This window comes from Phocaeicola faecicola (assembly GCF_013618865.1).
GTDB lineage: Bacteria > Bacteroidota > Bacteroidia > Bacteroidales > Bacteroidaceae > Phocaeicola > Phocaeicola faecicola.
In genome coordinates, this window is record NZ_JABSOE010000016.1 from 1 (window position 1) to 12,922 (window position 12,922).

Sequence of the window (12,922 nt, forward strand, 5' to 3'; positions counted from 1 at the left end):
ACTCGAGCATGCCTACTGGAAGGAAAAGGCTCAACAACTCTAAAGGACTAACGGGGATTTTCTCTTTTTGCTTCATGACGCAAAATTAAGGTTTTTAACCTAACCCCCCAAATTTTCAAACTGAGCCAAAGGAAGCGTATTATCTTTCCATGAGATTAGGATTGATTTATCATCAGTGCAGACATAAGGATATAGCCTTGACAAGGCTTGTCAGGTGGTATGACGAGGTGGATAAATCAGGATTCCTTGTATTTGGAAGAGTAGCAAGGTCAATACAGACGTATTATATTGAAATAATAAATATTTTGAGCGACGTTTTACGAACGCAGCTTCTGGGTTCTTTAATGCTAAAATAAAGAACTTTCGCTCACAGTTCAGGGGGAGTGAAGGATAGAGCTTTCTTTCTGTTTAGGCTCTCGAAAATTTATGCGTAATATGAGAATCCCTCAGTTTTTTACGTTGATCCAATAATTTGGGTAACACCTAACTACATTATTGATATGTTAAAAGAAAAAGTGTAAATCTCGCAAATGCTTGATTTACACCTTTTCAGCGGAGAGACAGGTTCCAGAACCTACGCTTTCAGAAAACATCATAAAATTGCAAATCACTGATAATCACATATTATCTACAATGCAGAGTAAATCTAAATCTTTCTAAATGCCTTTTGCTATTTCAATTTTTGGGTGTATATTGGGGTGTAGAATTTCAAACGCACCCAATTATGAATATCAAACGCAACATCATTTTTGCATTGGAGAGCCGGAAAAAGAACGGTGTGCCAATCGTAGAGAACGTACCCATCCGTATGCGTGTCATATACGCAAGCCAACGCATCGAGTTTACAACGGGCTACCGGATTGACGTAGCCAAATGGGATGCCGACAAACAACGGGTAAAGAACGGATGCACCAACAAGCTAAAGCAAAGCGCATCCGAAATCAATGCGGACTTGCTGAAATACTATGCAGAAATGCAAAACGTGTTCAAGGAATTTGAGGTACAGGAAACCATGCCTACCACGCAACAGTTAAAAGATGCGTTCAACTTACGGATGAAAAATACAAGTGAAGAACAGACGGAAGAAGCCCCTATCAGCTTTTGGGAAGTGTTCGATGAGTTTGTAAAGGAGTGTGGCAATCAGAATAATTGGACGGCATCCACATACGAAAAATTTGCAGCAGTGAAAAATCACCTCAAAGAGTTCAAAGAAGATGTAACCTTTGAATACTTCAATGAGTTCGGATTGAACGAATATGTCAATTTCTTGCGTGACAAGAAAGACATGAGAAACAGCACCATCGGCAAACAAATGGGATTCCTCAAATGGTTTCTGCGCTGGAGTTTCAAGAAAGGACACCATCAGAACATTGCATACGATACATTCAAACCCAAATTGAAAACCACTTCTAAAAAGGTGATATTCCTGACGTGGGAAGAACTGAACAAACTGAAAGATTACCAGATACCGCATGACAAGCAGTATTTGGAACGTGTCAGGGATGTTTTCTTGTTCTGCTGTTTTACGAGTTTGCGATATTCGGATGTTCGCAATCTGAAAAGAAGCGATGTGAAACCCGACCACATTGAAGTTACCACGGTCAAGACAGCGGACAGCCTGATAATCGAACTGAACGACCACAGCAAAGCCATACTGGACAAATACAAGGACATCCATTTCGAGAATCACATGGCATTGCCCGTCATCAGCAATCAGAAGATGAATGATTATCTGAAAGAACTGGGTGAGCTGGCGGAAATCAACGAGCCTGTACGGGAAACCTACTACAAGGGGAATGAACGTATAGATGAAGTCACACCCAAGTACGCTTTGTTAAGCACCCATGCCGGAAGAAGGACATTCATCTGCAATGCGCTGGCTCTTGGAATCCCGGCACATGTGGTCATGAAATGGACGGGGCACAGCGACTACAAGGCTATGAAACCCTACATTGACATAGCGGATGATATTAAGGCGAACGCCATGAACAAGTTTAATCAACTATAAAAGTATCAAACAGTTTCATAGATAGTTACCAATGACTATATTTGTAGAAATTATCATCACAATATGAGCAACAAGGAATCCAACATAGAGAAAACGAATTTTGATGCATTCATACAAGCGGTCGGTTCGGAAATAGAACAGGCACAAGTAAGGCTGATTGTTGCAGCCAATGCACAAATGCTGTTCCATTACTGGAAGGTAGGCAATTACATCCTTTATCACCAGCAGCTGCACGGATGGGGAAGCAAAATCATCAAGCAGTTGGCAAAGACTATCCGACTGCATTACCCTGAAAAGAAAGGCTATTCGGAACGTAACCTCACCTATATGTGTCAGTTTGCAAAGGCATATCCTTTAAGAGCGTTGCAAAGTTTCATAGAAACGGATGCAAGACTGATAGCACCAAACGTGAAGAAAATTGAGGATGAAGTACACTTCTTAAACGATTTTCAATTTACGCAAGAGCCTCTTGCGCAAATTCAATCTGCTGATAACAAAGAAATGATAATCACGCAAGAACCTCTTGCACAAATCCACAATGTTACCAAAACTGTATCTGATATTTACCAAATGGAAATTAAGGATATAGAAAGCGTATTCATGACATCACCTGTTGCAAGAACTAATTGGGCAAGCCATGTGATTATGCTTAACAGTTCACTTCCATTGGGTCTAAGCTACTGGTACATGAAGCAGTCTGTAGAAATGGGATGGAGTAGCAATGTATTGAAAATGCAAATTGACAGTGATTTGTATAGCCGACAAATCAGCAACAACAAGGTTAACAATTTCACAACCACACTTCCGGCTCCACAAAGCGACCTTGCCAATTACCTACTCAAAGACCCGTACATCTTTGATTTGGCAGGAGCCAAAGAAAAAGCAGACGAAAGGGATATTGAAGAACAACTGGTGAAACATGTTACCCGCTACCTGTTGGAAATGGGCAACGGTTTTGCCTTCGTTGCCCGGCAGAAGCACTTCCAAGTAGGAAACAGCGATTTCTTTGCCGACCTGATTCTATATTCTATTCCGTTGCACGCATATATTGTCATAGAATTGAAAGCCACTCCTTTCAAACCGGAATATGCCGGACAACTCAACTTTTACATCAATGTGGTGGATGATAAACTGAGGGGAGAGAATGACAACAAGACTATCGGGTTGTTGCTGTGCAAGGGAAAAGACGAAGTTGTAGCGCAATACGCATTGACAGGCTACGACCAGCCGATAGGCATCAGCGATTACCAGTTGAGCAAGGCTATACCTGAAAACTTAAAATCAGCTCTGCCAAGTATAGAAGAAGTAGAGGAAGAACTGACTTCCTTTCTTGATAAAGATAAGAATCCATAAACCAAGTGTATATGGCAGTAGAAATACAGATTATGATTCCCCAATATGGCGAACTTAACCGAATATACAGCGATTTTATAATCAGTCATACTTTCTCTTTTGACAGGCAGAAATTCATCACGGACTTCTATAAGCAATACAATGACACAACAGCTTTTGAAGCCGCTATCCTTGAACTGGTGCTTGACAAACATAAAGAACAATATACTCTGATTCTCAACAGCCTGAGAACCGAGATAGAGAAAAACATACTGATTTACGAAAAACATCCATTGTTTGATGATGAGATAATTTCTCGTGTATGCTACAACTTTGCTGGCAGATATAACACTGATATAGAAGCACATTTGAGGGTTACACAAAAATTAAGCAAGCCCTTGAATGAAGCATATAACAGATATGATTCCATTGGCTACAGGGAACATACGGCAGAAGAAGAGAAGCAAGCCGAGAAGGAGTATGAACGCTGCAAGGCTGAATATGAGAAGGAAAAAGAAGAACTGAACAGGCTTTATGAATTGCAAAGGCAAGCAAAAAAGGAGGCTTTCCAATATATTGAGAACTGTTGCGGAGATGTTTATAAACTGAGTTTTCATTTTATGGAAATATTGGCAAAATATATTCCCGTAGCAAAAGATAAGCCGGATGAACCGAGCAAGCAAGAGAAACAACAGGATATACCAAAGGAACAACCCGAATATTTCAATACAGAATTACTTTCGCTTATTCATAAAATCTGTGTGGGGGAACAGTTTGAATATATTGCAACGCAGGACTTCTATGCCAACATGAATCTGTACCCTGGTAAAAAGGAATTAAAAATCAAGGCAAGGGAAAAGATACGAGTGTGTTACCTGATATTCCTGATGAGTGAAAGACTGCCCAAACAAGACAGGGATAAATGGAAGAATACAATCCTGAAACAGCTGGATATTGATGAGAATTACTACAAGTCAAAATACAAAGAGCCTGTTTCCGATTTCCCCAGTGACAGCAACCGGAAGTTTGCCAAAGAAATGGACGGCATATTCCGATAATCCGTGATATTTCAAGACTTTTTACGAGATTGCCACTTTTACCACTCAAATTAATTTTTGAGTGGTATTTTTATTCTCTGATATTCAAATAAATAACAAGATATTCCATTTATACCAACCACATCCTTACCACTCATAACCCTACCTAATTTTGCATCGTTCGAGAACAGAAATAACAGCCAGTGCGCAGGGCTGATTGTTTAACGGCTAAATAGATTGGACGATGACAAATCTTCAAGAATTATTATTAAAACCCGTCTGGCAGATGACAGGCGAAGACTTCATATTCCTAAGCAAACACGCTTCCAACCAAACGGAAGCGCAACCGCAACCCGTCACGGACACAGAAAGAAAGTATGTGTACGGAATACTTGGCATTGCCAAATTATTCGGGTGCAGTCTGCCCACCGCCAACCGTATAAAGAAAAGCGGAAAGATAGACAAAGCCATTACGCAAATAGGGCGCAAGATTATCGTGGATGCAGAACTTGCTCTTGAACTGGCTGGAAAGAAAACCGGAGGACGAAAATAACGGGAGGGGTACTTATGGACTATATGAAAGATATAAAGGAAATATCAACCGAAGAAGCGGTAATCCTTTGGCAAGCCTCACGTTTGAGCCTGTCGAAATGTTATGAAAAAGCACCTGAGATTCTCAAAGTACATGGTTCCGTCATAGGGACATTGGGGAATTTCAGCGCATCCATCGGTAAAGCCAAGAGCAAAAAGACTTTCAATGTGTCGGCTATCGTAGCCGCCGCATTGAAAAACGGTACGGCATTGCGATATGTGGCGGAACTTCCGGAAGACAAACGGAAAATCCTTTATGTGGACACGGAACAAAGCCCTTATCATTGTCTGAAAGTAATGAAACGTATTTTGCGGATGGCTGACTTGCCTGATGATAGGGACAATGAGAGCCTCGAATTTCTCGCTTTGAGGAAATACACGCCCGGACAACGTATCAGGATTGTAGAGCAGGCTATCTATAATACACCCGACATTGGTCTTGTAATCATAGACGGCATCCGTGATATGGTATATGACATTAACAGTCCGAGCGAATCCACACATATCATTTCAAAACTGATGCAATGGACAGATGAAAGGCAGATACACATCCATACGATACTTCATCAGAACAAAGGCGATGAGAATGCAAGGGGGCATATCGGCACGGAACTGAACAACAAGGCTGAGACTATCTTACTTGTGGAAAAGGACAAGAACAACGGGGATATAAGCAATGTTTCAGCCATGCACATACGGGCAATGGACTTCGAGCCTTTTGCATTCCGTATCAACGACAATGCCCTGCCCGAACTAATGGAGGGTTACAAGCCCGAAGCCAAGAAGCCGGGAAGACCGGAAGAAGAAAAGTTTGACCCTTACAGGCACATCACAGAGCAGCAGCACCGCATCGCATTGGAAGCTGTTTTCGGACTGAAAGAGGAATACGGTTACAAGGAACTGGAAGATGCCTTAATCAAAACCTATGCGTCAGTAGGTGTAAAACTGAACCATCAAAAGGCGGTACCGCTCATCACCATGCTTCGGAATAAACGGATGATAGTGCAGCAGAAAGGCAGAAAATACACATTCATGCCCGACTTCCACTATTAGCCTGACACCTGCAATCGCTTCACTTTATTCGGTGTGTCTATATATTAAGGATTAAGCGAAGTGATTGCAAGGAATGGATAAATCGCTTCACTTTATTACCGTACTCTATATATACGAAAATAAAGTGAAGTGATTATAAAGACCGTACTTCATAAAGAGGTACGGGCGAAAAGAGAAATAAACCAATTCAATTATCATTAAACCTATCATTTTATGGATATACAAACAGCAAAACAAATCAAGATAGCGGATTATCTGCACAGTTTGGGTTATTCACCAGTAAAACAACAGGGAATAAACCTTTGGTACAAATCTCCGTTTCGGGAAGAGACTGAAGCATCGTTCAAAGTGAATACCGAACGTGAACAATGGTATGACTTCGGTTTGGGTAAAGGTGGCGGCATCATTGAACTGGCTGCACACTTATATGCTACCTACCATATACCTTATATATTGGAACGCATAGCGGAACAGGCACCACATATCCGTCCTGTTTCTTTCTCTTTTGGCAAGCAGTCATCTTCCGAGCCACGTTTTCAACAACTGGAGATTGTACCGCTTTCTTCTCCTGCCCTGCTCTCATATTTGCAGGAAAGGAGAATAAACACGGAACTGGCGAAAAGAGAATGTAGTGAAGCACGTTTCACCCACAACGGCAAGCGGTACTTTGCCATCGCCTTTCCTAATAGTTCGGGTGGATTTGAGGTTCGCAATCGCTATTTCAAGGGTTGCATCGCCCCAAAGGAAATCTCCCACATCAGACAGTCGGGTAAAACAAGAAATACCTGTTATGTGCTCGAGGGATTTATGGACTACCTCTCCTTTCTGACATTGAGACAGGAAAGCTGCCCGAATTATCCGGAGCTGGACGGACAGGACTACATCGTATTGAATTCCGTATCGAATGTGAACAAGGCTCTCTATCCGTTGGGCAACTACGAGCGCATCCATTGTTTCTTTGACAATGACCGTGCAGGGATGGAAGCACTCCAACAAATCCGTATGGAATACGGCAGGGACTTATACATCCGTGACGCTTCGCAGACCTACAGCGGATGCAAGGACTTGAACGAATACTTACAGGAACAGACTGAAAGAAAAAGGCAAGTCCAATCTGTAAAAGGGACGCGCAGCCAACCACCGAAAAAGAAAAACGGCTTTCGGTTATAGCCCACTATAACTACACGCTCCGCTTTCGTAGTTGTGGGCTCTCCCGAGGGGATTAGGGCTTTGCCCTAATAACCCACTCAAGGCGTTTCACCCCTGAGACCCTCGAGCAAAGAGTGACCCTCTCTTTGCAATCTCCGCTTATGGGTTACCCCTAAGAACCCCTCTGCGAAAGCGAGCAAAATAATCAATTACAAACAAAGGAAGAAGCTATGGCAACAAAATCAAGCATACATATCAAGCCTTGCAACATCGCATCGAGCGAGGCGCACAACCGAAGGACTGCCGAGTATATGCGTAATATCGGGGAATCCAGAATCTATATCGTTCCCGAACTTTCCACCGACAACGAGCAGTGGATAAATCCCGACTTCGGCACTCCCGAACTGCGAACTCATTATGACAACATCAAGCAAATGGTCAAGGAAAAGACCGGACGTGCCATGCAGGAAAAGGAAAGGGAACGCAAGGGAAAGAATGGAAAAATTATCAAGGTGGCGGGATGTTCACCCATCCGTGAAGGAGTGCTGCTTGTCAGGTCGGACACCACACTGGCAGACGTGCGTAAATTCGGTGAAGAGTGTCAAAGACGCTGGGGAATCACACCGCTGCAAATCTTCCTGCACAAGGACGAAGGGCATTGGCTGAACGGCCAGCCGGAAGCGGAAGACAGGGAAAGTTTTCAGGTCGGGGACAGATGGTTCAAGCCGAACTATCATGCCCATATCGTTTTCGACTGGATGAACCATGATACAGGCAAGAGCCGCAAGCTCAATGACGAGGATATGACGGAAATGCAGAATCTGGCATCCAATATTCTCCTGATGGAGCGTGGGCAGTCAAAGGCTGTTACTGGCAAGGTGCATCTGGAGCGTAACGATTTCATTATTGAGAAGCAGAAAGCCGAACTGCAACGCATGGATGCTGCAAAACGTCACAAAGAAGAACAAATAGATCTTGCTGAACAAGAACTCAGACAAGTAAAATCGGAAATACGCACCGACAAACTCAAAAGCGCAGCCACTGATGCAGCTACTGCCATAGCAAGCGGTGTCGGTTCTCTTTTCGGCAGTGGGAAATTGAAAGATTTGGAACAAGCCAATGAAAAATTGCGTCAGGAAGTTGCCAAGCGTGATAAAGGCATTGATGAATTAAAAGTCAGGATGCAACAAATGCAGGAACAGCACGGAAAACAGATACGCAATCTTCAAGGAATACACAATCAAGAGCTTGAAGCCAAAGACAGGGAAATTTCCCGGCTTAACACCTTGCTTGAAAAGGCATTCAAGTGGTTCCCGATGCTTAAAGAGATGCTGAGAATGGAAAAATTGTGTGCTACCATCGGATTTTCCAAAGAAATGATAGAGAGCCTCTTGACAAAGAAAGAAGCCATACAATGTAGTGGCAAAATTTATTCCGAAGAACACAGACGAAAGTTTGACATCAGAAGCGATATTTTCAAGGTTGAGAAACATCCGATGGATAGTAGTAAACTCGTATTGACCATAAACAGGCAACCGATTGGAGAATGGTTCAAGGAACAATGGGAAAAGTTAAGACGAGGTTTGCGACAGTCAGAAGAAGAGCCAAGAAAAAGTAGAGGGTTCAAAATATAACACTCATTTTAGGTACATAATAAATAGAGCAGCTTTTTATTTTAACTGCTCTATTTATTGTATAACAAAATTGGATTATAATTCAAAATAGGTTTTTAATGACTCTATATATTCTTCCAGTGCTCTTTTCCCTGTTTCTGTTAATCTGCACGAAGTTCGAGGTTTCCTTCCGACAAAATCCTTGGTAAGTCGAATATACCCAGCGTTGTTCAACTTGTCCAGTTGGACGCTCAGATTTCCGGAAGTAGCATTTGTCTTTTCCTTCAGATAAGTAAAATCCGCCTCCTCTACAGATAACAGTAGAGTCATTATTGCTAACCTTAACTGGGAATGTATGAGCGGATTCAGTTCCTTGAACATTGCTTTATGGATTTTCTATTTATAACATGCCCCGGAATGATCATCATTAATACAGATGCTATTCCAAAGTACAGATGCCAGTATGTTGTGTCTGCATTATGTATACTCAAAGCCAACAACATATATATGGCAATGAGGAAACTCAAAAGAGGCGTATAGACAAGTACCTTTTCATTCATGATAATTCCAGTAATCGATGTTCCGATGCCGGCATAGATTAAACTCAAAGGAAGCATAAGGGTAAAATTTATCAATCCCACGCAAAGTCCTAATACGATTATGGCAACAACGGTCAAAGAGAAAAGAGCACCAATGACAAGCCATGTGTTCGCTATTGCCTTATCCATATAAGTCACCACGTGTGGTTTGTCTTTTTTGTCCTTTACACAGATAATCACACTTGGGACAAACATCAGGAACCACAAAGCTGCCCATACATTATTTGCTGTAAAGTAGACGAATCCGAATACAATCAATGAAATGAAGAATGCGGAATAGCCGTAATAAAGGAATATATTGCCACTTCCTACTCCAAGATTATCTTTCGTCTGTTTCAGCATTTGAGAAATCAGTTCCAAACTGTCTTTCTCAGAAAAATTGTTTTCTTTCATGATTTAAATGATGTTTAAACTTCATTAAATTGGTTTATAAAATAAACTATGCTATCAAAATTAAAGAGAGACATTTTTCTCTCCATCTTGAATTTATTGCAAATATAAATAAGATTATATTATAAACCAAATATTCTATCAACAATTTGAAGATTATCCTAAAAAAGAAAACACCCGACTTTACATTATTGGGTGTAAAATCGGGTGTTAATCTTATAAATCATTGAAAAACAATGTTTATTGCGGAGAGGGAGGGATTCGAACCCCCGGTACCTCGCAGTACAACGGTTTTCAAGACCGCCGCAATCGACCACTCTGCCACCTCTCCAAAACTCTTTTGGAGTTGCTTTGTTTCTCAAAAGCGATGCAAAGGTACGCATTATTTTTGAATATGCAAATGTTTTTCGAAAAAAATAGAAAAAAAATTAGCAGAACGCAGTTTTTACAATAAATGAGTATCTTTGCGGAAGTGATTCCGGATGCCGGTTGGGAAAGGATAAATTCCTGTTTGACAGCCTCTGCCCTTGATTAAAGCTCATCGGAAGAGGGGATACAGGGACAAATTCCTGAATTTTGCTGCCGATTGAAAAAAATGTGCGGTAAACCGGAATCTGGAGAGATACAATTGTTAAACAGATAGTCTTAACTCCTTATATAAATAAATTGATGGTTGATTTTTTGGACGAATTGAATGAAAGTCAGCGTGCCGCCGTGTTGTACAACGAAGGACCTTCGCTGGTGATAGCGGGAGCCGGTTCGGGAAAGACCCGTGTGCTGACCTATAAGATTGCCTATTTGCTGGAACAGGGGTACGAGCCTTGGAACATTCTGGCTCTTACGTTTACTAATAAGGCTGCTCGGGAAATGAAAGCCCGTATTGCCCGTCAGGTAGGGGAGAAACGTGCCCGATACCTGTGGATGGGTACTTTTCATTCTATCTTTTCACGGATTTTGCGTACCGAGGCTGAGGCTATCGGTTTCCCGGCTCATTTTACCATTTACGATTCGGATGATTCGAAAAGTCTGATAAAGGCAATCATCAAGGAAATGAAGCTGGATGACAAGACGTATAAGCCGGGGACTGTATTGGGTAGAATCAGCAATGCGAAGAACCATCTGATACTGCCGGAGGCCTATGCGGCCAATGCGGAAATTTTTGAGAGTGACCGTGCTGCCAAGATGCCGGCCATACGGGATATTTATCTGCGTTACTGGGAACGCTGCCGGCAAGGGGGAGTAATGGACTTCGATGACTTGCTGGTGAATACTTATCTGCTGTTCGAGAAGCATCCGGAGGTTTGTGAACGCTATGCCTCGCAATTCCACTATGTGCTGGTTGATGAGTATCAGGATACCAACTTTGTACAGCACCGTATCGTGTGGCAGCTGACGGAGAAGTACCAGCGTGTCTGTGTGGTGGGAGATGATGCGCAGAGCATTTACTCCTTCCGCGGAGCGAATATTGACAATATATTGAACTTTACGAAGTCGTATAAGGATGCGCGCCTGTTCAAGCTGGAACAGAATTACCGTTCTACGCAGGCCATCGTGAAGGCTGCCAACAGTCTGATTGCCAAGAACCGTGAGCAGATCCGAAAAGAGGTATTCTCGGAAAAGGATCCGGGTGAACCGATTACGGTGCTCTCTGCCTATAGTGACGTGGAAGAAGGGGAAATCGTGGCCAACAGAATCGTACAGATGCATCTGCGTCAGGGATATACCTACGATGACTTCGCTATTCTATACCGTACGAATGCGCAGAGCCGTATCTTTGAGGAGGCCTTGCGTAAGCGTGCGCTGCCTTACCGTATTTACGGGGGACTGTCGTTCTATCAGCGTAAGGAGATAAAGGATGTGCTTGCCTATTTCCGTCTGGCGGTGAATCCTCATGATGAGGAGGCGCTGAAACGGGTCATCAATTATCCGGCCCGTGGGATCGGGGCTACGACGTTGGGCAAGATTACGGAGGCGGCAACCCGTTGCCGGGTGAGTCTGTGGACGGTGCTGGAAGAGCCGCTTACATACGGAGTGGAACTGAACAAGGGAACTTCGGCGAAGTTGCAGGGATTCCGTTCGTTGGTGGCTTCCTTTATTGAGATGGCCGTTACGGAAGATGCTTATGAAATCGGAGGAGCCATCGTGCGCCAGTCTGGAATAATGAGGGACATTTGTCAGGACCGCTCTCCTGAGAATCTGAGCCGGCAGGAAAATATAGAGGAGTTGGTGAATGGTATGCATGATTTCTGTGCGACTTGCCGGGAGGAAGGTAACTCGCATGTGTTGTTGAGCGACTATCTTTCGGAAATTGCCCTGCTGACTGATCAGGACGAAAGCGTGGAAGAGGAAGCTCCGAAGATTACCCTGATGACGGTTCATTCTGCCAAAGGACTGGAATTCAAGAATGTGTTCGTAGTGGGTATGGAAGAAAATCTTTTCCCCAGTGCGATGAGCATGGATTCGTACCGTCAGCTGGAGGAGGAGCGCCGGTTGTTTTATGTGGCCATTACCCGTGCCGAAGAACATTGTTTCCTGTCGTATGCCAAATCCCGCTATAAATATGGAACCATGGAGCTGGGACGGCCGAGCCGTTTCCTGAAAGACATTGAAGAGCGTTACCTGAACTGGCCGCAGGAAGCTACCGTAGCCCGTAAGGTGGATGAAAGGGCAGCTCGCTTCCGCAGGGAATGGAGAGAGGAAAGAGAGGAGCGTTCGTATCGCGAGGAAGGTCCTTCCATGTTTGATGGAGGTCCGATGCCGGAAGAGCCTGTGAAGTTTGTCAAACCGGCTCCGCCGCGTAAGCTTCGGAAAATTGTACCGGCTGAGGAGTCGGGACTGGCTGCGTCTCCGTCTGCTGCAGGAGGGCAGGATGGTTTGTCGGTCGGTGCCCAGATTGAGCATGAGCGCTTTGGAGTGGGAGAGATTCTCCGTCTGGAGGGAACGGGTGACAACCGGAAAGCTACGGTCCGTTTCCGTAATGCCGGAGAGAAACAACTGCTCCTGAAGTTTGCCCGTTTTAAAGTGATTGGTTAAATGGATTTACGGAGTGGAATGTCACGTTTGGATGAATAATGTGGCAGCCGGAGTGCCTGAATCATTCCGGAAGCTTCGCTCTGTACTGATAATGAGTAAAATAAAGTAAATAATTGA

The 12,922-nt window shown here is 43.4% G+C and carries 10 protein-coding genes, 1 tRNA gene and 1 pseudogene; 9 read left to right on the plus strand and 3 right to left on the minus strand.

The window, feature by feature from the left end; translation table 11 throughout:
* Positions 1-131 precede the first annotated feature (131 nt).
* The 8 genes and pseudogenes from H3001_RS06175 to H3001_RS06210 all read left to right on the plus strand — a co-directional run.
* Positions 132-356 (plus strand): annotated as a pseudogene (locus tag H3001_RS06175) (hypothetical protein); the annotation flags it as partial.
* A 368-nt stretch (positions 357-724) separates the two neighbouring features.
* On the plus strand, positions 725-2,008 hold the full coding sequence (locus H3001_RS06180) for a site-specific integrase (RefSeq protein WP_181214414.1): 1,284 nt from the start codon (positions 725-727) through the stop codon (positions 2,006-2,008).
* Positions 2,009-2,071: 63 nt separating this feature from the next.
* The gene (locus H3001_RS06185; RefSeq protein ID WP_181214415.1) at positions 2,072-3,361 is read left to right on the plus strand and encodes a PDDEXK nuclease domain-containing protein; all 1,290 of its coding nucleotides are present in this window, start codon (positions 2,072-2,074) and stop codon (positions 3,359-3,361) included.
* Between the two features lie 11 nt (positions 3,362-3,372).
* Positions 3,373-4,398, plus strand: coding sequence for a hypothetical protein (locus H3001_RS06190; RefSeq protein ID WP_181214416.1), 1,026 nt, complete (start codon positions 3,373-3,375; stop codon positions 4,396-4,398).
* A gap of 223 nt (positions 4,399-4,621) precedes the next feature.
* A complete protein-coding gene (locus H3001_RS06195) occupies positions 4,622-4,930 on the plus strand; it encodes a DUF3853 family protein (RefSeq protein ID WP_181214417.1) in 309 nt (102 codons plus the stop codon).
* A 14-nt stretch (positions 4,931-4,944) separates the two neighbouring features.
* A complete protein-coding gene (locus H3001_RS06200) occupies positions 4,945-6,021 on the plus strand; it encodes an AAA family ATPase (protein WP_122146708.1) in 1,077 nt (358 codons plus the stop codon).
* A gap of 213 nt (positions 6,022-6,234) precedes the next feature.
* The gene (locus H3001_RS06205; protein ID WP_181214418.1) at positions 6,235-7,191 is read left to right on the plus strand and encodes a toprim domain-containing protein; all 957 of its coding nucleotides are present in this window, start codon (positions 6,235-6,237) and stop codon (positions 7,189-7,191) included.
* Positions 7,192-7,400: 209 nt separating this feature from the next.
* Entirely contained in the window at positions 7,401-8,804 is a 1,404-nt protein-coding gene (locus tag H3001_RS06210; protein ID WP_181214419.1) for a mobilization protein, read from the plus strand.
* 75 nt (positions 8,805-8,879) lie between these two features.
* Here the strand turns inward: H3001_RS06210 and H3001_RS06215 are convergent, their stop codons facing one another.
* The 3 genes from H3001_RS06215 to H3001_RS06225 form a co-directional block, all read right to left on the minus strand.
* A complete protein-coding gene (locus H3001_RS06215) occupies positions 8,880-9,164 on the minus strand; it encodes a winged helix-turn-helix domain-containing protein (RefSeq protein ID WP_122146705.1) in 285 nt (94 codons plus the stop codon).
* Positions 9,149-9,775 (minus strand): hypothetical protein, encoded by a 627-nt coding sequence (locus tag H3001_RS06220; protein ID WP_181214420.1) that lies wholly within the window; start codon positions 9,773-9,775, stop codon positions 9,149-9,151. The genes H3001_RS06215 and H3001_RS06220 overlap by 16 nt, the downstream gene beginning before the upstream one ends.
* Before the next feature lie 243 nt (positions 9,776-10,018).
* Positions 10,019-10,103, minus strand: a tRNA-Ser gene (locus H3001_RS06225).
* 338 nt (positions 10,104-10,441) lie between these two features.
* Between H3001_RS06225 and H3001_RS06230 the strand changes: the two genes are divergently transcribed.
* Entirely contained in the window at positions 10,442-12,805 is a 2,364-nt protein-coding gene (locus H3001_RS06230) for an ATP-dependent helicase (RefSeq protein WP_181214421.1), read from the plus strand.
* The last annotated feature ends 117 nt before the right edge of the window (positions 12,806-12,922 follow it).